We start from the raw sequence: 25,715 nt of genomic DNA, 5'->3' as shown, positions 1-25,715 counted from the left end.
TTTCACCTGGAGTTGATTTCAAATGATAACAGCACTAATTATGGCTGGAGGAGAAGGAACCAGATTCTGGCCTTTAAGCAGAAAAGACCATCCAAAACAATTTTTAAAATTAAATGATGATCAAAAAACAATGCTGCAGGAAACTGTAGAAAGAATAAATGAACTTGTTCCTTTAGAACAGGTATTTATTGCAACTAATGAAGCCTATCAAAAAGCAATCAAAAAACAATTAGATGGTATACCAGAAGAAAACATAATAGTAGAACCAATGAAAAGAAATACTGCTGCCTGTATCGGCTTATCTTCAGTAGTGATTGAAGATAAATATCCGGGTTCAACAATGATCGTTTTACCAGCTGATCATTTAATTAAAGAACAAAAAAGATTTGTAGATATTTTAAGAAAATCAATTATGACTGCAGCTACCGGCAAAAATTTAGTTACTATTGGTATAGAACCAACTCACCCAGAAACAGGTTATGGATATATTCACTTTGGTGATCAGTTACACACTATAGATGGTGACCAGGTATTTGAAGTTCGAAACTTTACCGAAAAACCTGATTTAAGCACTGCTAAGGAGTTTTTAGAAGAAGGAACATATCTTTGGAACAGTGGGATGTTCATCTGGCAGTTAAGCAGCATTCTATCTAATATAGAGATCCATTTACCTGAGATGTATCAGTCCTTAGAGAGAATAAAAAATGCTTTAGGTACAGATTTAGCTCAAAAGGTAATTAGAGATGAATTTGAAAAGATGCAGAGTGTTTCCATTGACTATGGAATTATGGAAAAAGCAGATGATATCTTTGTTATTCCAGGTTCTTTTGGCTGGGATGATCTCGGCAGCTGGCCGGCTTTAGAGAGAGTTAAAAAAGTAGATGCTGATGGTAATGTAGTAATAGGTAAACATTATGGGATAGATACTACTAACTCTATTATTCACAGTCCTAATAAAGTAGTAACAACCATTGGACTTAATGATGTAGTTATAGTTGATACAGAAGATGCTATTCTAATCTGTGATAAAAAAAGAGCTCAGGAAGTTAAAGAGATCAGAAATATTCTGGAAGCAGAAGGGCTTGAAGACTGTTTATAAAATAAAACGTGGATATGGTGTGTACCACCTAATATATGCAGAAAATTATCGAATTAAATATTAAATGTCGCTAAGTCAAATTATTACTCTCACTAGAATTATTAAATTTTGGTGGGAGATTTTTGTTTATATGAAGTATGCCGAGTACTTTCATAAATTTAACTTCGGATGCTGCGGCGAGTATCCGGCAGAGAAACAAAATAAAAATTGATAATAACGAACAAATGTATTATAATGAATTCAACAGGGGAGGCATAAACAAAAAGATGAGAAATATTAAAGAGCCTGTAATAAAAAATGCTATATTACATATCTTAAACAATAGAGAAGAATTCAAGAAAATGAGTGATTACACTCTGGAATTAGATGATAAAATAAAAGAATTTATAAAAAAGCATATTTTAAAATCTGTTAATGATGACAAAACTAGGGCAGCTAAATTTGAAGGAGAAAATAATTCTGTTAAAATAAGTTGTAATAATATTTTTGAAAATCCAGATACATTTGTAAAAAGTAGTAAAGAAATCGCGAATCAGTTATTTATATCTATGTCAAATAAAACAATATCTCCGGCTGATTTAATTGTAGTTAGTTTTGAATCTAATAACAAGAATTATTTAGCATTATTAAAAATGGATTATAATGAAATCTATAGACATGATGTTGAAGAAACTGAAGATGGAAAAACAAAAACAAAATTAGTTGTTGATGAAAGAAGTAGTCTCCCTAACTTAAATCAGAAATTACAAAAATCAGCATTTATTCAACCTGAAAATAATGATAATAATTTTGATATTGTTATATTAGATAAACAGACAAATTCTAAGTCTGCTGATAAAGATATTGCTCAGTTTTTTCTAAGGAATTTTTTAAATGCAAAATTAGAAAAAGATGACAAACATAAAACTAGAGTATTTAAAAATTCTACAATTGATTTTGTGAATGAAAAGTATGAAGACAGTAAAGAGCGCGAAGAGATTATTAGTTATATGTATAATACCCTGGAAAGAAAATCTCAAATAAATATTAGAGAGTTTTCTGATGTGATATCTGAGGAAAATCAAGAAGAATATGTTGAATTTTTAATATCAGAGGATATAGGAGATTATGAATTTAAACCTGATAAAGAAATTATAAATAATAAAAAAGTAGTAATAAAAACCAGAGAAGATATTCAAATTAGACTGGATAAAGTTTTATATGATGAGGAAAGATATATCAAAGTTAAACCTCTGGATGATGGCGGTTATGAGATTTCTATTAAAACTGATAATTATGATTATAATATTAAATAGGTGGTGTTTATATGAGAGATTTAATGAAAATTATAAAAGATATCTTAGATGAACTACCTGATACTGCCTATAATGAAGATGATGAATATTTAGAAATAATAAGTCAATTAACCGGGAATGAAATTAATGAAATATTAAATGTTAATTATGATGAGTTTTTTTCAATATTAAAAAATGCTGTTACTATTTATATTTATTCAGATGAAGTTAGTGGTAGAAATAAAAGTTTTAATACTGTTACTTATAATAAAGAGGAACTGGATACTTACACCGAAAGATTTGAAAGATATAAAGATAAAAATTTTGAGTTTAAAATTAGTATTGATAAAAATAAGTTCTTAAAGAAAAGAAATCATAATATTTCTAATGGAAAAAGTTATTTATTTTTCTTTGAAGATAAACTAAAAAGTTGGCTCAATGACATTAGTTACAGTGAATTATGCAGATATTTTTCTAAAGACAACTGGATTTTATTACTGGAGAATGAAATTGATTTATCAAATAATTATTTTAAAATTTTAGGCGGAAATAATTTAGATAAGTTAGAAATTAAATCTAATGGAGATACAAAAAAATTAAGTTATAAAATAAACAAGCAAAAAGAAAATTGCTACTATAGTTCATTATCCAATTTACCACCAGACATTTTCTATTTTTCTGATAAAAGTCTAAATAATGACCTTGAAAAGTGGTTAATTAATTATTTTAATAAAATTGTATTAAAGACAATTTTTATCTTTATTGCAAATAGACTGGAGGAAAGAGAAGGGAAAAAGTATATTGTTATTGAAGGATACAAAATAATTAAAACCAATATAGATGAAATTGATAAATTAGATATTACTGCAGATGATATAAAAATAGCAATGGATTTATATGATTGGATCTATGATGTTAAAATTCCCGATAGAATAGAAATTGTAAGAAATGTTATAACTAGAAACTCCAACTTGTCAAAAACTGAGAATATTTTCGAAAAGTTTTTGAATAATATTGAGAATATTTATAACTCATCTAGGAGCATTTTCAAAACTTATATTCAAGATAAAATGAGAGCCTATTTCGAGGAAAGAAATAATATTGAATTACAAATTTATGATAGGATTAAAGATTTGGATAGTGAAATAAAACAATTAATGAAAGTGCTTACTAGCAATATATTGGGAGTAGTTGGTGTGATTATTACTGTATTATTATCATATATGACCAGAAATATACCCGTTAGTTTTATAAAATTAATAATGGTTGGATCTGGAATTTTTATAATTTTTAATACTTTATATCATTCGATTTATATCTGGGGAAATAGAGAACATATTATTTATACTTATGAAAATTTCAAAAATCATTGCAAGTCAATTTTATATGAAGATGAAATCAAAAAAATTACAGGTGAAAATAATGATGACAGGAGTATAATGGATAAAAAGAATGCGATGTTTAATGCTTATTTTTGGACAAATATTTTCTTGTCTATTGTTTTTTCAATTTCATTAATACATTATGGGATTAATTTGGATTTGCTGTTGGAATTATTGAATTTTTAAGAGATTTAAATCTGATATTTTATATTACTTTATTATAAAGAATAAAGTTAGTGGTTCTTTATTTTAGATCAAGAATAATAACTTTTTCAGCATAATAAAAAGCTATAGTTTGTTAGAAATGCAATTATAAGGGAGTGAATATTTTGCCTCAAGATATAACTCAACATTTAAAATTTTTATTAAAAAATTTAAATACAAAAAGCAATACTGAACACCTATCAAAAGAAGAAAAGAAAATTCTAAATGCAGATAGAAATTGGTATACAGCATTATTCATGAGTAGGTTATTAATGTTCTCAAGTAGAAATTTTCCTGTTATGGATAGAAAAGAAATTATAAAAATTGCTAAGAAAACACTTGATTTAAATAGTAATTCAACCTCACCTGATAGACTAGTTTCTTCTCTGGAAAATAAATATATTATTCGCTTTATCTTCGGCAGATTAGAACTTCCCTATAAAATAAGAAGAGATCAAATTCCTATTGATGAATTGGAAATAACTGAACTTGAAATAAAATTTTTAAAAGAAATAAAAAATAAATATACTGAACAATTAACAAATGCTGAAACAGGATTAGAAATTTCACCGGACAAGCTTAAGGAACTTTATCAACAACATAAATCTTACTTTTCTGAGACTCCAGTTTTTGATGAATTAATTAAAGAGGGGATAATTTGTTTAGATGATAAAGAAAAACATTTAATTAATTTTGCTAATCCTTATTGGAGGATATTAATAAATAAAGCAGTTGGTTATTTTTCAGAGGAGATATTGAATAAAGTTGATAGTTCAGGGAATAATAAAGAGATATTTTGGGAATGGTTTAATAAAATTGAAGTTTATAATAAAGTTTATTTTAATTTATATAAATTCCCAGAATATATAAGTGCTGAAAATAAAAGAAAACTTATTGATGTTATAACTAAAATAATAATTCAAGAAAAGGATCTAACTGGCTGGGAAGAAGAGTATGCTAAATCAATGTATGATTTAGAAGGTTATTTGCGTAAAAAGCCGGTTATAAAAAGTGAAGAAGCTCTTACATATTTTAAGATGTTTGGTTGGTGGGAGAAAAGTTTGAGTCATGCAAATGCTTTTTACATGTCTAGTAGAGATAACTTGATAATGCTGATAAATATAATTATTGATTTTGGTAATGACAATGATGTGTTAAAATTATTAGAAAACAGTAGAAAAAAACCTTTTCTTGCTTTTATAATCCTCTATCAAATCCAAAAAAATAATCCTGAAAAAATAGCTGATTTTTTAAAAAATATTAAATTCATGTCACTAGGGATGGCTATGATATATAAATTAAATTTAAGAAGTGCTTTTTATAATCTGAATTACAATAATCAAATGCATAAAATCGAAGATTTTAAAGAATATATCTGGATAGAAGCTTTAGAAATTATTGATTATACTTTTAATCAAATTAAACATAATGATTGGGAAAGTAAGGCAATTCCTATAGCAGAAATTTTATTATATTTATCTAGAAATGAATATGACAATAGAAATAAGAAAGATTTTCATTCAACAAAAATTTTAAAAGAAAACACCTTAAATTTTATATCTAATGTTGAAATCAACTTGAACAATAACCGTAATGATAAAAAATTAATAATTTTTATTTCTACTTATTTATATAAGCTTTTGGTTAAAGAAGCTGAAAATAAGATTTCAAATAACGCATTAGAGTTACCCTATCCTGAATTAGAATTATTATTTTGGTTAAATGGGATTATAAAAGAGTTTGATGAAGAACAATGGAATCAAGCTATAAGTTTATTTAATGATTTAGAAGAATATAATGAAATACTACAAAATATAAAAAATAGAATTATTAATATTTATCTGGATTTATTAAATGCTTATTTTTTAAAATCTGATGGAGAAAAATTAGTTATTAATTGGCATACTAGGCATCCAGAAATGGAAGAACTGCCATGGGATGAAATAGTAATAAGTTCTTCAGAAGAGAATCTATCTAAATTCTATTCTCCAGTAGATTTTAAATATATGATTAAAAATATACCACCTATAGAAAATAAATTAGTTGGAGCTTCAGGCAGAGAACCTATTAATTCAGATCGTGGTAAGAAAACGCAGAAAAGAAGCTGGGTATATAAAATTAGATTACACTTATCTATTTTGATTAAAATTCATAAGCAACTAAGTAAATATAATAGTAGTGAAAATTGTAAATCAATATTACTTAAGACAGAGAATGAAGTAATTAATATAATAAATGATTTTCTAAACGACAATTTGGATTTGGGAAAAGTAAATATATTCAAAAGTACTTATGAAAGATCTACAGTTATTCAAAATGAAGAATTATTTCCGAAGTTAGCTGAAACTATAAATAATTTTAGTCATTCAAATATGCAAAAGGCAGTTGAAATTATAACAAAAAAATCAAATGATTTAATAAATCTATTAGAATTATCTAAAATATTAACTTCAAATAATTGCAATGAAATTGTAGATGAAAAAATAAGAGATTTAGATTTAGATAAGTTTATTAAAGATCAAATATGGATTACTGAAATAGAAAAATTACTCCTTAACGCAGCAAATGCTGCTAATATTGATCTTGCCAGGAAAATAATAAATAAAGGAGACGAAATAACTAAGGGACATCGTTTTGAAGAAAATTGGAATGACTTAACTTATAGAGTTAAATTACTTATTGCCTATCATGAAGGTGATCTAAATAAGATTCAGTCAATTAAAGTTCCAGAAAAAAATAAAGAACAATTAATTAGTAAAAAAAGATTTTATCGAGCCCTGATTTTATTAGAAAAAGATCCAGGGGAGAGCTATGAAATTTTAAATGCCCTTTATAAGAACAAGGCGAGTGAAGCTTTTGCAGTGAATAGATTTGCAGCTCATATATCTCTGGCAAAGCAAAAAGAAGACAAAAAAATTTATGAGCAGGCTTTAGCCGAATGGGACAAAGTTGAGGAAAATATATCTAAAAAGGATCTACTTAAAATAAATGAGCAGGTTAAATATAATAAACTGCTTGTATTTTTAAAAATAAATGAATTTAATAAATTTGATAAATTATGGAGCTCAATTTATAAATCGCTTAAGCTGGAGCTGGATTTTGTTCAATTAGCTCTTCAAAGATATATTGATGGTGGATTATCTGAAAAAGCTGAAGAATTATTAGAGGAGGCTATTGAATATCATAACTGGGATCAGGTTAACTTGCCAGATAGCTTAGCTAATTTAAAAAATAAAATTAATGAAGAAAGCTTTAGGGCTGATATTAATCCTAAATATTCTGAAAATAATATATTTGGACCAGATTTAAATGAGTTAAGAAAAAGTTATCTTGAAATAAAAGATTTATCTGCTCGTGACTTAGCAAATGTTGTTGACAGAAGAAAACTGGGCATTTTTATTCTAAAGCAACTAATAGCTGTTTCAAAAGAGTTCCTGGAAAGAAATGTTATTTTAGCACAAATAACAGAGGAAGATAAATTTAATGATATTATTACTTCTTTATTAAAAATGAAGTTTTCAAATTGGAGTTGGCAAATTGCTGATCAAAGTCGTGGTGGTTTTTCAGCAAACTATACCAAGGGTCAAGAAAGAGGTGGAGTAGGAGAACGAGATATTGTTATTAGGGATAAAGAGGGCGGCAATATTACAATAATTGAAGCATTTAGATTAAAAAGTGTTAATAAAAAGACGATAAAAGAACATTTAACAAAAATTTTTAATTATGATCAAAATAGTTTGCAGCAATTATACCTGCTAATATATTCTGAAGCTGCTAATTTTGAAAATCTGATTAATAATTATATAGACTATATTCCTGAAATTGACTATGAAAATAATCCTATTTCAGCTGGTGAGGATATTGAAGAAGTGGATATTTCAAAATTTGGTAATTTGAAAGCAATTAAAAGTATTCATGATAGAGAAACAATGAGTACAGCTGTTTATCATGTTTTTATTAATACCAGGGAATTAAATTAATGAGTAATATCTATTTTGATTTTATAAAAACTATATAAATCGCAAAGGAGAATTTAATGAATGAAAATGCCCAAAAAATGACATGCTTTTTTAAAAAAGCTGTTGCAGCTCAGTCTAATCTAAAAATAGATTTTAAAAATGCTAAGTATAGAACTATATTGAAAAGTGATTTTCTAAAAGGAAAACTGAACCCAAAGTCTACTAAAAAAATATTTAAGAAATTAACTAAAAATAAGTCTAATCAAATAAATGTTATAATTTGTCCTAAAGTTCTTAAGACTAAATTTGATAATCAAGCTAAAACTAATAATAGAGATGAACTTACAGGCCTTTATTTTATACCTGCTATTTTAAATAAAGATGGTCAATTGAAATTTGATCAAGAAAATAAGAAAATACCATGGATTCCAAGAGAATTTTTGCAGCCTATAATTGAAGCAGACCTGGCAATTGGTAAATCGGAATCTGCTGATGAATTTTTAAGTCAAAATGTAAATAAAATTGACCGGATACAAACCTGGTCAGATTATTCAAGCTTTTTTAAGAAATATTTTGAATATGTAAATGGAAGTGAATTTAAGGGAAATAAAATTTTAGCCGCTGAAGAAGTTTATGAATTAGAAGATGAAGTATATTTATTTGTTGATAATACGATTAATGCAACTTATAGTATTAAAGAACTTTATAATGATATAATTAAAAGGGATGAATCACTTTTACTTTATGAAAACTTTCTTTCTCAGGAAACTGCTAAGACTGGCAAATTAGTTGAAAATGAATTATCTCAAATGAAAGATCATTGTGGACAGATGGGAGGAGAATTTCCACTATCAAAATCTCAGCGCGAAGCGGTCAATCATGTTAATTCAATGAAAAAAGGAGAAATTTTAGCTGTTAATGGTCCACCGGGGACGGGAAAGACAACATTATTACAGTCTATAGTTGCTGATTTATTTGTGAAAAGGGCTTTGAAAAAAGAAAAAGCACCTTTAATAGTTGCAACTTCTACTAATAACCAGGCTGTTACTAATATTATTTCATCGTTTAAGAGTCTTGAAACAACTAGTGACACTAGTTTCGAACAAAGATGGGTTTGTGGGGTAGATAGCTTTGCTACATATTTTCCTTCTAATACAAAAATAGAAATGGCGGAAAAGAAAAATTATCAGTATACAAATATCAAAGGCGAGTATTTTGTAGAATCTGTTGATAACAGTAAAAATATTAAAAAATCAAAAGATAAATTTTTAGATAATTTTAATAATTTTTTTGATTGTAATAAAAATAATCTCCAATCTTGTCAGAATAGATTACATAAAGAATTAAGAACTTTAAATAGAAATAAAAATAAATTGCTTAGTCTTGTGGCTGCAATAAGAAATTATCTTTCTGAAGTGAAATGTGTTAAAGAAAGTAATATAAATGATGCCTTAGAAAACTTAAATAGAAAAATAGCTAAAGAAAGAAAAAATTCTGACCATATTTTAAATCGAAGCCAGGAATGGGAAATATTTTATGAAAATCTACCATTATTATATAAGTTATTAAAGTTTATTCCTTATTTCAAAAGAAAAATTAAAACTAAATTTGGATTCTTTATAAAAGAAAAAGAAATTAATTTTTTAAATACTGAAATGACTTTGGATCAAATTTTAGAAAAATATAATTTGTTTTACCAGAAAATTCTCAAGCAAATCAGCAATTTTAAAGAAAAAAAGGATAAATTAATGACTTATAAAAAAGAATATGATGAAATATTAGAAAAATTGCTTGAACATAATGTTGATCTAACTGATAAAGAAGGAATATATGATTTAGATTTAGATAACATTAATGCTTTAATTGATCAAACAACTAGATATATGGAATTTTGGCTTGCAGTTCATTATTATGAAGCCCGCTGGCTAAGAGGAGAAGATGAGCTATCTGAAAATCAAAAAGGCTGTACCTATGAAAATGTTTTAGATAAGTTTTATAATAGACTTGCCTTTATTTCTCCATGTTTAGTTATGACTTTTTATAAATTTCCTTCTCAGTTTAAAGCTTATATTGATCCGCATTATCGTCATATGTTTAATAAAATTGATTTATTGATAGTGGATGAGGCGGGACAGGTTTCTCCTGAGATTGCAGCTCCTTCTTTTGCTCTGGCTAAGAAAGCATTAGTAGTCGGTGATGTTCATCAGCTGCAGCCGGTTTGGAGTATTAATAGAGTTTTAGATAAAACATTTGCGCTAACTTCAAAAGCTATTGAAAATGAGAATGATTATGATAAATTAGTAAAATTCGGATTAAACACTTCTTCCTCCAGTGTGATGTTAGCAGCCAGCAGATCCTGTATCTATAAAAAATACGGAATGGATGGTTTGTTTTTAACTGAACACCGCCGCTGTTTTGATGAAATTATTTCTTATTGCAATGAATTAGTTTATAATGGTAATTTGGAACCAATGCGAGGGAGTGGCAAACAGAACAAAGATTTAGTCTTAGTTGATTGGCCACATATGGGACATAAACAGATTGAATCTCAAACTTCCGCTAAGTTGGGAACTAGTAGAGCCAATAAGAAAGAAGCCGGGGCAATAGTCAATTGGATAAATAATAATTATGATTTAATCAAAAAGCTTTATCCCCAAGAAAATGAAGAAGATTTAATTGGCATTATTTCTCCTTTTAGAGCCCAGACTAATTTAATAGAAAAACAACTTAAAAAAATGAATTTAACTCAAATTGAAACTGGAACAGTCCATACTTTTCAAGGGGCAGAAAGAAAAATAATTATTTTCTCTACAGTATATGGTAGTCAGGAAAAAAGTAGTTTTATAGATTCTAATAAAAACTTGATGAATGTAGCTGTTTCCCGTTCTAAAGATTACTTTTTTGTTTTTGGAGAGATTAATTGTTTATCTGATTCTAAAAGTTCTGCGAGTGGATTACTAAAAAATTATTTAAAACCAATTAATTAATAAATTAGAACAACTGACAGATCTGTGGATAATCTATTTTAAAAAATGGGAAAACTACTTATATATTCCATTTGCTTTTAGCAAACAAAGGTATTATAATCATTTGAAAATGGAATAAATAAGAAGCTAATAATTTTTGATTATAGTTCATCTTTAAAAAAGGGGTGCCAAAGATATGATTAAACCTAACTGGAAAATTTTTGAAGCAAAATTCAATGAAAATCCTCAAAGTTATTTTGAATGGTTTTGTTATTTGCTTTTTTGTAGGGAGTATAAAAAACAATATGGTATTTTCCGATTTAAAAACCAGGCTGCAATTGAAACTAATCCTATTGAAATAGATGGTAATATAATAGGATGGCAAGCAAAGTTTTATAACTCTACACTTTCTAATCATAAAAAAGATTTATTAACTACAATTGAAAAATCAAAAAAATATTATTCAAATATAACGAAATTGATTTTTTATACGAACCAAGAGTGGGGACAATATAAAGGGAAAAAACCAGAAGGATTAATGGATATAGAAGAAAAGGCAGAAAGATTAAATATTATTTTAGAATGGAGGACTGCTAGTTTTTTTGAGTCTGATTTTGTATCCAATAAAAATGCAATTATTACTAAACATTTTTTTACTTTTGATACAAGTATATTTGATTTATTAGAAGAACAACAGAATCATAATGAAAACATATTATCTGGTATAAAAACTAGTATAAATTTTAATAATACAAGTTTTGAAATTAACCGGGATAAAAAGCTTGAAAAATTAAGGGATCAATCACAACAGATAACCATTGTAAGTGGTGTTGGTGGGGTTGGAAAAACAGTACTAATTAAAAAATTATATGAAGATTTAAAAGACAATACACCCTTTTTTATATTTAAAGCAACAGAGTTTGAGTTAAGAAATATTAATAATTTATTTAACGACTATAGTTTTTATAATTTTGTTAAAGCGTATAAAGAAAAGAAAACTAAAATTATTATAATAGATTCTGCAGAAAAGCTGTTAGATCTTAGGAATAAAGATCCTTTCAAAGAATTTCTTGCTGAACTTATTAAAGATAAATGGAAAATTATTTTTACAACAAGAAATAATTATTTAGAGCAATTAAATTATCAATTTTTTGAAGTCTATAATATTGCTCCGTTAAATATAAATGTAAAAAATATAGAATTGAAAGAACTAAATTCAATTTCCGATAAATATGAATTTTCATTACCAAAAGATAATAAACTTTTGGAATTAATAAGAAATCCATTTTATCTTAATGAATATTTAAAATACTATAATCCAGCTGAAGAATTGGATTATATTGAGTTTAAGAATAAATTGTGGAATAAAATTATAAGAAAGTTTAAACCTGAAAGAGAACGTTGTTTTTTAACGATTGCATTTGAACGTGCAAATAGTGGTCATTTTTTTATTAATTCTAGTTGTGATTGTGATTCAAATATTCTAAACGAATTAACAAAAGAGGGGATTTTAGGGTATGAGTTAGCAGGGTATTTTATTACACATGATATTTATGAGGAATGGGCTTTGGAGAAAATCATAGAAAGTGAATACATTAAAAAAGCTACGAACGAAGACTTTTTTAAAAAAATAGGTCACTCTCTACCAATACGGAGATGTTTTAGAAATTGGATATCAGAAAAACTATTATTAGAAGACAATGACATTAAGATATTTATTGAAGAAGTTTTTGACAGTGACAAAATTGAATCTTTTTGGAAAGACGAAATATTTGTATCTGTTTTACTTTCAAATTATTCAAAAGTTTTTTTTGATATTTTTGAAAAGGAATTATTAGCAAATAAACAGGAATTATTAAAAAGACTTACTTTTTTATTGAGAATATCTTGTAAGGAAATTAATGAAGATTTTTTTAAAGAGCTGGGTTTGAAAAATTTAGATATATTTAAATTAGATTATGTCCTAACAAAACCAAAAGGACAAGGATGGGAGTGTTTAATAGAATTTGCATACGAAAATATAGAACGAATAGGTATAGATAATATAGATTTTATTTTGCCTATTATTTATGACTGGAATAGTAATATTAAAGAAGGTAAAACAACAAGATATTCTTCTTTAGTTGCATTACAATATTATGAATGGGTTATTAGTGAAGACATTTATTTATCTGACGGTAATATCAAAGAACAGCTTTTAAAAACTATTATTTATGGTGCGGCTGAAATAAAAACTGAGTTAAAAAACATTTTCAAGAAAATTATTCAAAATAAATGGAAGCGTCATAGAGACCCTTATTATGATTTTTCAAAATTTATTTTAACAAAACTTGAAGGAATTTTAGTTTGTAAATACCTACCAAATTGCGTAATAAAATTGGCTGATCTTTTTTGGACTATTACACCAAAATCAGAATATCCTTTTGGTCATTCCTCTTTAGATATAAAATCCTATTTTGGTTTGGAAGAATATCATCTTGATTATTTTCCTTCAAGTGCCTTTCAAACACCAATTTATTGGTTGTTACAATTTTCTTATAATAGTACAGTAGACTTTATATTACGTTTTACAAACAAATCGATAAGTAAGTATGCCCAATCAGGATTTGATAATTCTGTAAAAGAAGTTAAAGTTTATATAAATGAGGAAAATAGTATAAAACAATATGTTAGCCATTGTCTTTGGAATATGTATAGAGGTACCAGTTCACCTAGAAGTCCTTATTTGCTTCAGTCTATCCATATGGCTTTAGAAAAATATCTTTTAGAAGTAGGAGAGAAGATTAACTCAGAAAGTTTAGAAAATATGCTTTTATATCTTATTAAAAATTCTGAATCTGCATCAATTACTTCAATTGTAGCAAGCATTGTTCTAGCCTATCCTGAAAAAACATTTAATATAGCGAAGATACTATTTAAAACAAAGGAGTTTATTCTTCAGGACACTACTAGGTTAGTTTCGGAAAAAAGTACTAAATCTTTATACTCTTTGGGCCGAAATATGGGGAGTAGAGGTAATGAGTTTTACGAAAATGAAAGGATTAAAACCTGTGAAGATAAACATCGAAAATTATCATTAGAGCGCTTATTTTTAAATTACCAATGTTTTAGAAGTGAAGAAACAAGTGAAGAGGTAGCAGAAGACAGGCAAGAAGTATTATGGAATATTTTAGATGACTACTATCAAGAATTAACAGATGAGTTAAAAGAGAATGAAACCGATAAAACCTGGAGACTATTTCTTTCCAGAATGGATAGAAGAAAAATAAATATAACTACGGAATTTGTTGAAAACGGTATTGAAATTCAATTTAATCCAAAAATTGAGCCTGATTTACAGAAGTATAGTGAAAAAGCTTTGGAAAAAAGTTCTCAACTCACAAAACACTTATCTTTAAAACATTGGGCTGAACTCAAATTTAATGATGATGAAGATTATAAGAAATACGATAAATATGAAAATGATCCTTTATTGGCTCTTCAAGAAGTCAAGGATATAATTGAAGAAGCTGAACAAATTGGATCAGATGATTTGGATAATGTAGATTATGATAACCAGCAAAGCTATTTACGTATAAATCGATCAATTCCTGCATATGTATGTTCTCTTTTGATAGAGAATAATATGAATAAGCTTTCAGAAAAAGACAAAGAATTTTGTAAAGATATACTTATCGAATATGCAGGTAATTCTCTTAACCCAAATTATAGATATCAAATATCTGATGGAGTGCAGCCAGCCATTTCTTCACTACCAATACTGTTAGAAGTATTTCCTAAAGAAAAGGAAATAATAAAAACAATTCTATTATTTACTCTGTTCAAGGATGATTCAGTTGGTGGATTAGTTTCAAATGCTAGTTTTAGTATCTTTTCTATTAATGCTATCCATAAGTTATGGGAAAATAATTTCAATGACGCACAATACTTATTATTGGGCTATTTATTTTTGAGACCCAAATATGACAAGTTACAGAAAAAAATTCGAGAAGAAAATTTCAGAAAGGGTATACATGAATTAGATAAAGAACAACTAATGGAAAGGTTTTTTAAAGAAAATGAAGAGACTATTAAAAGTATTATAGATAATTCATTAATGTTTAATACTAAAGAAGATATTTCAAAAAATAATTTAAGTATATTAAAAACTGCTTTTCAAATGATTCCTCAGAAAACTGATAATGAGGTACATAAGGAAATTGTACAAATAATAGTTTCTGCTTTTGCAGATGAAATATTAATAGATAGTTTTGATAAAAAAGTTAATTATATGGTAAAACATGAGTTTCTTAAAAAATATTCTCATTTTGTATTAACTTCACAGAAAGAGGATATTCCAAATTTACTGAAGCCATTTATTGATAAGTTCGGTACTTATGAATCGATTGCTGATTTATTTAAAGAGTTCGTTAAAGCTGAGGACAAATTAAATACATACGATAATTTTTGGTTAGTATGGAATATATTCAAACCAAAAGTTATTAGTGTTTGTAAAGAGGTTAAAAATAGTTGGAATATTAACAAGCTAATTAAGAGCTATCTTTTTGCCCAAGTTCCCTGGAAGGAAGATGTTAAAGTATGGCATTCCTTCAAAGATAATAATAAAAGGTTTTTTACAGAAATTTCAGACAAGATTGGCCATTGTCCTTCTACTTTATATGCAATTTCTAAGTTATTAAATGATATCGGTAGTTATTATATAGATGATGGTTTAAAGTGGATTTCAAATATTATCGGTAGTAATAAAGGCTATATTAATAAAAAACTAGAGACAAATACTATTTACCATTTGGAGAATTTTACAAGAAATTATGTTTTTAAAAATCAAGAAAAAATAAAGCGAAAAAGAGAAGTGAGAGATGGGCTTATGATAATATTAAATTTTCTAATTGATAAAGGATCTTCTGTGGGATATATGCTTAGAGAAAATATCTTATAAACACATAGAGAAAGAAATATCCATTGTTATTGTTAATTGAGTTCTCTATTTAATATATTTTGGGCTTGTTTTCGCCACCGCGATGTTTAAGTATTTGATAGATAACAATAAATATCCTGGTTCAACAATGATTGTTTTACCGGCTGATCATTTAATTAAAGATAAAAAAAGATTTGTAGATATTTTAAGAAAATCAATTATGACTGCAGCAACCGGTAAAAACTTAGTTACTATTGGTATTGAACCAACTCATCCAGAAACTGGTTATGGCTATATTCACTTTGGTGATCAATTACATACCATAGATGGTGATCAGGTATTTAAAGTTAAAAACTTTACCGAAAAACCTGATTTAAGCACTGCTAAAGAGTTTTTAAAGGAAGGAACATATCTCTGGAACAGTGGGATGTTTATCTGGCAGTTAAGCAGTATTCTAGCTAATATAGAGACACATTTACCTGAGATGTATGAGTCTTTAGAGAGAATAAAAAATGCTTTAGGTACAGATTTAGCTCAAAAAGTAATCAGAGATGAATTCGAAAAAATGCAGAGTGTTTCCATTGACTATGGAATTATGGAAAAAGCAGATGATATTTTTGTTATTCCTGGTTCTTTTGGCTGGGATGATCTCGGCAGCTGGCCGGCTTTAGAGAGAGTTAAAAAGGTAGATGCTGATGGTAATGTAGTAATTGGTAAACATTACGGTATAGATACTACTAATTCTATTATTCACAGTCCAAATAAAGTAGTAACTACTATTGGACTTGATGATGTAGTGATAGTTGATACTGAAGATGCTATTCTAATCTGTGATAAAAAGCGGGCCCAGGAAGTTAAAGAGATCAGAAACATTCTGGAAGCAGAAGGTCTTGAGGATTGTTTATAAAGTAAAACGTGACCGTGCCGTGTACCACCCGATATATGCAGAAATTTATCGAATAAAATATTAAATGCAGTAATCATTACACTACTACTCTCATCAGATTTTTTTAGGTGGGAGTTTTTTGTTTAATTTCAGCAAATATAAAGGAATTATTAAGTCCTTATAGAATTATTAAGTATAAGTAAAACGAAGGGGTGAATTAATTATGTTAATGGATTACAGTCAAAAACAGGAGAATTCTTTATTTGATTTATCTTTATCACTGACTTTTAATAAAATTATTAAAAGTTTAACTAAAGAAAAAGATAGTAAAGATAAAAATTATGAACTTACTATTAAGTTTTTTGAAGTTATTCTTGACTTCTGTAATAAGCAGTTTAGTGAATTAAATAATGAGTTTTCAGGTGCTGATGCATTTTCTATATTTACTTCTGCACTAAATAATATGGACATAAAAGTTGAAACTATTGATGATGTTTTAGAAGAAGCTGAAAAGTACCATAATTATTTAATCTCATTTAAAAGAGAAAAATCACTTGAACCTGGAGAAATGGATGAACTAATCAAATTATTAGAAGAAATAAATAATCAGTTAAAGCTTAAATTGGAAAGCAATCAAATGAACAGTTGGGGTTATTAATATGATTATTTCAAAAGAGGAATATCTAAATAATTTATTAGATTCTTTTTGTAAATATGAAGAAAAGTTAAATATTTTGAGCAATAAGGCTTATCCATCAGATATAGTAAAAAAATTTATTGAAAATGATCTTAAGATGATAATTACTGAATTTAAGAAAATAGCCCATAATGATCTTAAAAATAATGATGATTTTTTTAGTGACAAAACTATCCTGGCTAATAACATCTGGGATCAAGGTCATTTACAAAGAATAGCAAAAGCAGTAGCCAATACAGATTTTAAATCACATCCTTTAGAAATAATGAATGTTTTTAGAGATTTGATTAAAGATATCGAAAAAAATGATTTTGAAATCTTAACAATTCCTAGAGAGGAAATGAACTTTTCTTTTAGTGAAATCTGGTTTAAATTAAAAATGTTTTTAGAAAAAGAGCTAAATATGACTGGTTTTACAGTAAATAAAAAATTTATCAAGTTAACTTTTCCTAAAAATCATAAAAACAATTTACTACTATCTGGAATATTTTTTCACGAAATAGGTCATTATTTGGTTGAAGAGAATAATTTTGCTGATAAGATATTTCAAAAAATAGATTTTAATAGTGATGACTTTTTAAGCTTAAGAAAATGTATTTATGCTAATAAAGGTAATCAGCTTGGGCAGGTAGAATTAGTTAATATATTCAGAAGATGTTATTTAATAAACTGGATAAGAGAATTATTATCTGATATATTAGCTGTTTATACAGTCGGACCGGGATTTGTTTTTTCTATGTTTGATTTTGTGATAAATAGCACTAATATAAATAATTTTTATAATGATAATTTAAGCAATACATGTTCTGTATCACATCCTCGTTTAAGCTTTAGGTTTAATCTGATGTTAAAAGCGCTAAAAGAACTTAAAATATACAATGAGCTTCCCGAATTATTAAAAGAAAAAATTGAATCCTATCAAGATGCTTATGCTAATAGTAATAATCAGCAGCAAAACAGATCAGGGAATATTATAATTAATAATATTAATTATACGGTTCAGGAAAGCAAATTTATGTTTCAAAAATTAGAAGATATAATAAATGATTTAACTCCTGATATGTTAGCTGAATCAAAACAGTTATTGGGAGAGAAAAATATTATCAATAAAAACAAACTAAGCCAGGCTGAAAAACTTGCTGAACAAAGAATCAAAGAAGTTATTCCACCAAATGAATTAAATAATATTGCTGCTGATCCAATTGCAATTATAAATTCTGGTTGGTACGCTAAATTTCTCTATAAAAATTCGTTGAAAAAAAGAGTTGGGAAAATAGATGGGAAAAATGGAGATTATGATTTAAACCTTCTAATAAATGATTTGATGAAGTATTCACTTAGAACCAGTAGAATCCAGCGGAGGTGGCAGGGTTAATGTCAATTATCTCAAAGGAAAAGATTAATAATTTGTTGACTTCAAAAGCTGAAAATAGCTTAACTATTACTCCTATTCTTGACAATGAAAAACAAATTGGTGAAAGCACAATTGATTTAAGGCTAGGAACTAAATTTGAAGTTGATATGCGGACACGAAAGCCATTTTTTGATCCTTTAAGTGATAGACGTCCAATTGAGACTTTTTTTCAGGATACTTATCGTAATTTTGGAGAAAAATTCATATTATATCCTCAACAGTTGGTACTTGCTTCTACTTTTGAATATGTCAAACTACCTGATAATTTATTTGGAATTATCTTTACCCGTTCTTCCTGGAACAGGCTAGGCTTAAATATTTCTTCTGTTTTACAATCCGGTTATGCGGGAGTAATTAATTTAGAGTTGGTAAATAATTCTTCAAATCCAATAGCTTTATATCCAGGCTTGAGAATTGTGCAATTGATTCTATTTTCTGTAGATGGTGAAGAAAGAGAAGCTTATTTTAGTGATTCTATTTCTAAATATGTTGCTAATTCTGATCCTAAATTATCCAGTATTTCTGAGGATGAAGATCTTCAAATGTTAAAAAATAAATTTCCGATTAATTCTTAATATTTCAAATTAAATAATACTGACTTCTTAAAAGCAATTAAAAAGATACTCCGATTGGGGGTAATAATTATTTTATCATTATTCTTAAGAGAGCTATTGCAAAAACCTGAACTTGAAAATAATCTTATAAAGAAAATATTTATTAAACGATTTTCAGATTTGTTAATAGTTGAAGAAAATAACAAAGTTAGTGAGATAATGCAGACTGAAATAGAAGAATATTTGGATGACGAAAAGCATCTTCAAGACATTGGGATGTTAAGTAAAAGAGAAGCTGCAGAAAATGTTGACTTCATTAAAAAAATAAAAATTAAATGTATTTATATTTCTGGCATTAGGGGTATAGCAGATATACCTTTTTGTAAAGACAGTAATAAAGGCTGCGAATATGGGAATAAACCATATTTAAACATCGAAAAACAAACTAAAATCATTTCATTATTTGGTTTTAATGGTCAAGGAAAAAGTAGTTTTACCGAAGCTTTAGAATTTTCCTTAACTGGGCATGTAAGAGAAGCAGATAGAAGGCAATATAATAAAAGAAACATCTTTAATTACATAAAAAACATTAATTCTGAAAAGGGAAAAGTCGATGTTAAATTAATTGATTACGCTACTAATAATAAAATAAATCTTAGTAGAGATACTGAGGGTACAATTGAATTAACTAAAAATGATTTTGAGGCAGAAAACGAAATTATCATAAATGAAATAAATAAAGAAATGAATAAAGTGTTTATAGAAAAAAATAGAATTGATTCTTTTGTCCTATCAAAAGGCAAGGAACAAATTGAACTATATGGAGAGCTGCTTGGATTTTCTAAAATAAATAGATTTATTAAAAAATATTGGCGCAATTATTCTACAGAAAAAGGAAAAGAATTATATGCAAAAGAAAATATAGCAAAAGAAAAGCTGCAAGAGTTAGAAAATAAAGAAGTAATTGAGCCAGAAATAAAATTTACTGAAATTGAAAGTGAAATTATCAATGAAATTTTTCCTGAAGAATCATTAGATGATAATAATTCTTTTATTAATAAACTTGATATTGATCATTTTAAAAAAATTAAGCGAATTTCATAAAAATAAGCCTTGATATAACAAAGATTTTAATGATATAAAAAGGGCTTCACCCCATTCTTGTCGAATTTAATAGTAACACCCAAAAAACTCGAAAGAAGGTGAAGCCCTATTAATAATATTCGACAAGAGTGTCTCTTTCCCTTTGAAGAATTACTTAATTTATCGGAAACTGACAAATTAATTTGTATTTTAGATCCTATTGATCTTAAACCTGTTGTTGAAAAGATAAAGCCTAAGTCTAATAAAGGACCAACTGGATATAATCCAGAAGCTATTTTAAGAGCTTTTCTGGTCCAGCAGATTGAAAAGATTCCTACCAGAGCAGACTTAGTAAGCAAAATTGATAGAAGTCCATATCTCAGATATGTCTGTGGTTTTTCTACCACTGGCAGGGTGCCCAGTGAAGCAACTTTCAGCCGATATTACAGCAAATTATCTGAGACTGATGAACTGGAAATACTGATGAATAATCTTTTGGATCAATGTATTGTTTTTAACTTATTGGACACTGAGACAATGGCTGTTGATGCTTCAAAACTGGAAGCTTATGAACGAGCTAAACCAAGGTCAAAGATAGATAAAGAAAATAATTCTACCCCTGATTGGGGTACTAAATTTGACTCTCATAAAAATCAGATAACCTGGTTTGGCTGGAAGATACATGCTGCAGTTGAAACTAACTCAGAATTACCGATTGCTTTAACTTTAACTCCAGCCAATCATGCAGATAAAACTCAGGCAATACCCCTAGTTGAAAAGGTTAATGACTTTTTAGCTGAAAGAGATTTAACTAAACCCAAATACTGGACTATGGATTCAGGCTATGATTACACTGATATCTATGAACATATTCTCTTTGAGCAGGAGTCTCAGGCTATTATTCCAATTAACAAGCGTAATGCTAAACAGCCACCAGCTGGATTCTATGATTTTAAAGGAACACCAGTCTGCAGTGGAGGCCACAAAATGTATTACTGGGGTCATTACAAAGGAGTCAACAAATTTAGATGCCCACATGTATGTGGTAAAGTTGATTGTATTCATGGAACTAAATGGTGTTCTGACAGCAACTACGGTCAGGTAACTAAAACTAGACCAAAAGAGAACCCCAGATATATATCAACACCACATAGAGACTCTAGAACCTGGAGAAGGATCTACAACAAGAGAACCAGTGTTGAGAGAACTTTTTCCAGACTAAAAGAGCATCTAAATTTAGAGAACTTAACTGTAATGGGAGCCAAAAAAGTCAAAACTCATTTAATTAAAAACGAAAGAATATCAAAATTAACAAATGAAAAAAGTATTCTTTTAAATTTAAATAAAGGACTAGAATTAATAAGAAAATGGAGTAAATTTAAAAAAGAAATTAAGGAATTAAAGAAAGAATTATTAGAAATTGCTCTAAAAGAAAATATTGATGAGAATATTTTAGATTTATACCGAAAAGCTGAGGAGATTTTTGAAGAAAAAAAGCTGGACGATTGTCCGTTATGCGGTGATAGTAATAAAGCTATTGATGAAATTAAAAGTGAGGTAAGCGATTATCTAAAAGCAGCCAAAAAATTAACCGAGGTAAGGGAAAAGATTAAAAAAGCGGATACAGCAAAAAGAGATGAAAAAGTGAAATTAAAAGAATTATTTAAAGAATTAAATTTAGATTATGTTAAGGAAAATTTAAATGAAAAATATATACACAAGCAAAAAGAAAAATTATTATATAATGAAAGTGATAATTATGATCAAGAATTAGAAACTATTGATAAAATTGAGGAAAAATTAAGAAATTACAAAAAGAAAAAAGAAGAGATATCTAAATATAATGAGGATATAGAAAAAGCTGAAAAGGCTTTTGAAAAAGAAATAGAAAGCAATAAAAAAATAGATGAAATTCTTCAGCAAATTAAAGAATTTGAAGATATTATGAATAATCACAGGAATGATTTTATAAAAAATCTTTTATCCCAATTATCAGGATTAATAAAAGAATATTATAATGATATAGTTATTGATAATAAAATTGAGGAAATACATTTTAAAAATAAAAAAGATATTGTACTTGATATTAATTTTAAGGGATATAAGGGAGAAAATAATGATCCCAGAAAAATATTAAGCGAAGGACAATTGAAATGTTTTGGGCTCGCTATTTTGTTAGCTCTTCATGAAAAATCAGGTCTTTCATTGTTAGTTTTAGATGATATAATTAATGCAGTAGATATTGATCACCGGAAAAATATGATTGATTTAATTATATCAGAGTCAAAAAAAGACAGACAGATTATTATAACTACCTATGATAAATTGTTTCAAGAAAAATTAATTAATTTGGCTGAAGCTAATACTGCTGTTAGTTATTATTTTAGTGATGAATTATTATTAAAAGAAGCTAATAATAATTTTGCAGATATCATAAAACGCTCAACAGCTAAAAATGATTGCAGAAATGCTTTGTTATATATGCGGATTGCATTAGAAAATGCTGTTTATCATATGGCTGAAGAGCAAAAGATAAATGTACCATTTAAAGATGAAATGAGAAAATATGGGTTATCTCAGCTATTGAAGTCTGTGATTAAATCTAAAAAAATAATTTATCCTGTAAAAGAATTATTATCTGATATAAAAGAAAACTATAATTATAGTATGTTAAATCAAGAAGCACATTTTTGGACTGAAACTGCTCATAGGATCGATCATCAAACACTTGAGGAATTACGGGATAAAATAATTGCTATTTATAAAATGAAAGATTTAAACAATGATTGTTTGCCAGATTTAAATAAATTAAAAGAAAATGGTATTGAACCAGTTGAAGAGGAATCAAATAAAAAATTAGTTTCAGCTGGTATTTTAGTTAAAGATGGAGATGATTATGCCTCTACCAGTAAATGGGATGATATAAAAGAATATATTAACCAGACTTAAAAAATTAAATGAATTTCAAGGTGTTTTTGTTTTAAAAATTATCAAATTTTATTTATAAATCTTATTATACATTACTATAAAAACCCAAGTAAAATTATGGGATTGTATTAGAATTGGGAATTAAAGGGTGATTTTTTGTTTTTGAAAATTATTGTAATAGGAATTTTTATAATTGTTTTTCCTGTTCTGGTAATTCCGCTTCTTTTTTCTGTGATGAATTACTTACCGGATATATTTTCATTTCTTTCTTTTAATCTTGAAAGAAAATTTTTTGCAGAAATACAACTTAATAGTTACCTCAGCTTATATCTTTCAATTATAAGCATTATGGTTTCAGCAATCATTGCAATTTCACTTTTTCGATTTGAAAAGGAGCAGGAGAGAAGAGAAAAAGAACAGCAGCAGAAGCAAAATAAAGAGATGGTATTTTTCTTTTTTGAAAGAGCAATTACTCAGGTTTTTAATAGTCAGCAGGAAACATTCTGGGATAGTTTTGAGTTTGTGGATATAAGTGATAATATTTTTAGCAGAATTAATTCAATAAAATCTCTGATGAGTAAAGAGCAATTTATGCTGCTAAATAAAATAATTGATAAGCTTAGAAAAATTTATGAGCTGGAAAGGGATGATAACTATTCAGTTGTCCGACCAGCTGTTGATGAGCTGATGGAATTGATTACTATATCTGTTTATTCTACCTTTCAGTATCATTTAAAGCAGTCAAAATATGTTTGTGATCTTTTAAATAAAGATACTATTGAACTCTATAATATTTTGGCGCCTGCTGATAAAGCTAAAATTTATAGTAAAGATAAAATTCTAAATAGGAATGGGGATATAATTCTGGAAATAGATGCTGACTGTTTAGGGTTTATGATGGAGATGGTCAGCAGCTCTGTGAGGCTGAGTTTGATGATCACGGAATTGTTGCGGGGGAAGCTAAAATCTTTGATTTTGAAGGAACTTTAATTTATAATGGGGAGTTTAAAAATCATCAAAGAAATGGTCAGGGTGTGGAATATCTTTATAATAGGATTAAACCTGCAGAGTTAGCTATTGAAAATTTTAAAAGGGAACAGGACTTGTTTGATAATTAGAAAGTTAACTGGGTGATAATATATGTCAGCAGTATTTATATATAAAGATAAGAACAATGAAATTGTTGCTAATGATAAAAAATTTAATGTGATAAAATTATTTAATATTTTTTTATTCAAATAAATTATTTAACTCTTGCAAATTACAATTTTTTACAGTATAATGAGATTAGAAAAGGTTTTAAAATTATTTTGATTAATTGTTTGACTTTTATAGTTTCTTTACTATAGACTTGAAATGTGTTAATTGAAAAGATAAGAAAATTGTGATTGGTATTTTATACTGATTATTTGATTTAAGCAGTTTTTAGTTTCAAGGAGGAGATAATTATGGATATGATAGTTAATAAAAACAATTCAAAAAGTACTGATCTTAAGTATATTTTTGAATTACAGAAGAGTAATCATAATGAGATTAAAATGTCTACTACCGATATTAATCTTGCAGCTAAAACACTAACTAAATTATTAAAAAATGATAAAATAGATGAGAAAGAGTATAAAATATTATCAAAAGCAGTGGTTTCAAAATATATTTATAATGAATTTGAAGAAAAGCTGGATAAGTATTTTATTAAATCATTATATAATGTCTTTAGGAGGGATTAAATTTTGAGTAATTCTAAAGAAAATGAAAATAAAGATAATGAATTAAAAAAAGAAGGTTCCACTGAAGATACCAAAAAAGAAGATGAATTATCTGATGAACTGCTGGATTCAGAAGAGGTAGATCCTGAAAAAATGGAAGAAATTTTAGAAGAATTGCCTGGTGATGAAAAAAAAGTTCTAAGAAAACTTATGATATCCAGTAGCAGTATGACTTCATCACCTTTTCCTCCCCAGTTGGCGAATAGTATTAATGAAAAGCATATTGATAAATTGCTTGATATATCTGATAAAGCTGAAGATCGTGAATTTGAATTAAAAAATAAACAGGAAAATCATAGACTAATATATGTTGTTTTAGGAATAGCATTATTTGTGTTTTTAACAATATTCTTAGCAAAAGATAGTCAGGATATATTTTTAGATGTTTTAAAAATTGGTTTAGGTTTTCTGGGTGGTTGGGGAGCCGGCACATATAAAAAGAATAAATAAAATAATAATTTAGACCGTTACTCTCACTGGAATATTAAAATTCTGGTGGGAGTTTTTTTATTGCAACTAAATGCTCCCTGTGTTGAATTGAGTTTTTGAGTAAATAGGAAATTTTAGTTAAATTGAATTATTTTA

The 25,715-nt window shown here is 27.3% G+C and carries 15 protein-coding genes; all 15 read left to right on the top strand.

Going from position 1 to position 25,715, the window contains the following annotated elements; translation table 11 throughout:
* Window positions 1-22: 22 nt before the first annotated feature.
* The 15 genes from C7958_RS00880 (at window position 23) to C7958_RS00810 (ending at window position 25,580) form a co-directional block, all read left to right on the top strand.
* Window positions 23-1,099: a mannose-1-phosphate guanylyltransferase gene (locus tag C7958_RS00880; protein ID WP_111570777.1), complete on the top strand. Its 1,077-nt coding sequence runs from the start codon at window positions 23-25 to the stop codon at window positions 1,097-1,099.
* A gap of 266 nt (window positions 1,100-1,365) precedes the next feature.
* Window positions 1,366-2,394 carry a nucleoid-associated protein gene (locus tag C7958_RS00875; protein ID WP_166668454.1) on the top strand — a complete coding sequence of 343 codons (1,029 nt, stop codon included), beginning with the start codon at window positions 1,366-1,368 and terminating at the stop codon, window positions 2,392-2,394.
* Between the two features lie 23 nt (window positions 2,395-2,417).
* Entirely contained in the window at window positions 2,418-3,941 is a 1,524-nt protein-coding gene (locus tag C7958_RS00870; RefSeq protein ID WP_133960269.1) for a hypothetical protein, read from the top strand.
* Between the two features lie 143 nt (window positions 3,942-4,084).
* Window positions 4,085-7,939: a hypothetical protein gene (locus C7958_RS00865; protein ID WP_111570774.1), complete on the top strand. Its 3,855-nt coding sequence runs from the start codon at window positions 4,085-4,087 to the stop codon at window positions 7,937-7,939.
* A 56-nt stretch (window positions 7,940-7,995) separates the two neighbouring features.
* On the top strand, window positions 7,996-10,905 hold the full coding sequence (locus C7958_RS00860; RefSeq protein ID WP_111570773.1) for an AAA domain-containing protein: 2,910 nt from the start codon (window positions 7,996-7,998) through the stop codon (window positions 10,903-10,905).
* A 175-nt stretch (window positions 10,906-11,080) separates the two neighbouring features.
* Window positions 11,081-15,823, top strand: coding sequence for an AVAST type 4 anti-phage nuclease Avs4 (gene avs4, locus C7958_RS00855; protein ID WP_111570772.1), 4,743 nt, complete (start codon window positions 11,081-11,083; stop codon window positions 15,821-15,823).
* A gap of 82 nt (window positions 15,824-15,905) precedes the next feature.
* On the top strand, window positions 15,906-16,709 hold the full coding sequence (locus tag C7958_RS00850; protein WP_243834246.1) for a mannose-1-phosphate guanylyltransferase: 804 nt from the start codon (window positions 15,906-15,908) through the stop codon (window positions 16,707-16,709).
* Between the two features lie 202 nt (window positions 16,710-16,911).
* Window positions 16,912-17,346 (top strand): hypothetical protein, encoded by a 435-nt coding sequence (locus tag C7958_RS00845; protein WP_111570771.1) that lies wholly within the window; start codon window positions 16,912-16,914, stop codon window positions 17,344-17,346.
* A 1-nt stretch (window position 17,347) separates the two neighbouring features.
* Complete coding sequence (locus tag C7958_RS00840) at window positions 17,348-18,760, top strand: hypothetical protein (RefSeq protein WP_111570770.1); 1,413 nt, start codon at window positions 17,348-17,350, stop codon at window positions 18,758-18,760.
* The gene (gene dcd, locus C7958_RS00835; RefSeq protein WP_111570769.1) at window positions 18,760-19,374 is read left to right on the top strand and encodes a dCTP deaminase; all 615 of its coding nucleotides are present in this window, start codon (window positions 18,760-18,762) and stop codon (window positions 19,372-19,374) included. Before C7958_RS00840 ends, dcd begins: the two co-directional genes overlap by 1 nt.
* 54 nt (window positions 19,375-19,428) lie before the next feature.
* The gene (locus C7958_RS00830) at window positions 19,429-20,457 is read left to right on the top strand and encodes an ATP-binding protein (RefSeq protein WP_133960270.1); all 1,029 of its coding nucleotides are present in this window, start codon (window positions 19,429-19,431) and stop codon (window positions 20,455-20,457) included.
* Between the two features lie 108 nt (window positions 20,458-20,565).
* Complete coding sequence (locus tag C7958_RS00825; protein WP_309250751.1) at window positions 20,566-23,385, top strand: transposase; 2,820 nt, start codon at window positions 20,566-20,568, stop codon at window positions 23,383-23,385.
* Between the two features lie 141 nt (window positions 23,386-23,526).
* The gene (locus C7958_RS00820; protein WP_111570766.1) at window positions 23,527-24,354 is read left to right on the top strand and encodes a hypothetical protein; all 828 of its coding nucleotides are present in this window, start codon (window positions 23,527-23,529) and stop codon (window positions 24,352-24,354) included.
* Between the two features lie 458 nt (window positions 24,355-24,812).
* Window positions 24,813-25,091, top strand: coding sequence for a hypothetical protein (locus C7958_RS00815; protein WP_111570765.1), 279 nt, complete (start codon window positions 24,813-24,815; stop codon window positions 25,089-25,091).
* Window positions 25,092-25,094: 3 nt separating this feature from the next.
* Window positions 25,095-25,580: a hypothetical protein gene (locus tag C7958_RS00810; RefSeq protein ID WP_111570764.1), complete on the top strand. Its 486-nt coding sequence runs from the start codon at window positions 25,095-25,097 to the stop codon at window positions 25,578-25,580.
* The last annotated feature ends 135 nt before the right edge of the window (window positions 25,581-25,715 follow it).

Source organism: Halanaerobium saccharolyticum (assembly GCF_003259895.1).
Lineage (GTDB): Bacteria > Bacillota > Halanaerobiia > Halanaerobiales > Halanaerobiaceae > Halanaerobium > Halanaerobium saccharolyticum_A.
The sequence above is the reverse complement of the archived record's forward strand: the minus strand, read 5'-3'. Positions and strand labels throughout refer to the sequence as shown.

Coding starts and splice junctions, on each gene's coding strand:
- C7958_RS00880 (WP_111570777.1), top strand. CDS start 23: ATGATAACAGCACTAATTATGGCTGGAGGAGAAGGAACCAGATTCTGG.
- C7958_RS00875 (WP_166668454.1), top strand. CDS start 1,366: ATGAGAAATATTAAAGAGCCTGTAATAAAAAATGCTATATTACATATC.
- C7958_RS00870 (WP_133960269.1), top strand. CDS start 2,418: ATGAAAATTATAAAAGATATCTTAGATGAACTACCTGATACTGCCTAT.
- C7958_RS00860 (WP_111570773.1), top strand. CDS start 7,996: ATGAATGAAAATGCCCAAAAAATGACATGCTTTTTTAAAAAAGCTGTT.
- avs4 (WP_111570772.1), top strand. CDS start 11,081: ATGATTAAACCTAACTGGAAAATTTTTGAAGCAAAATTCAATGAAAAT.
- C7958_RS00850 (WP_243834246.1), top strand. CDS start 15,906: ATGTTTAAGTATTTGATAGATAACAATAAATATCCTGGTTCAACAATG.
- C7958_RS00845 (WP_111570771.1), top strand. CDS start 16,912: ATGTTAATGGATTACAGTCAAAAACAGGAGAATTCTTTATTTGATTTA.
- C7958_RS00840 (WP_111570770.1), top strand. CDS start 17,348: ATGATTATTTCAAAAGAGGAATATCTAAATAATTTATTAGATTCTTTT.
- dcd (WP_111570769.1), top strand. CDS start 18,760: ATGTCAATTATCTCAAAGGAAAAGATTAATAATTTGTTGACTTCAAAA.
- C7958_RS00815 (WP_111570765.1), top strand. CDS start 24,813: ATGGATATGATAGTTAATAAAAACAATTCAAAAAGTACTGATCTTAAG.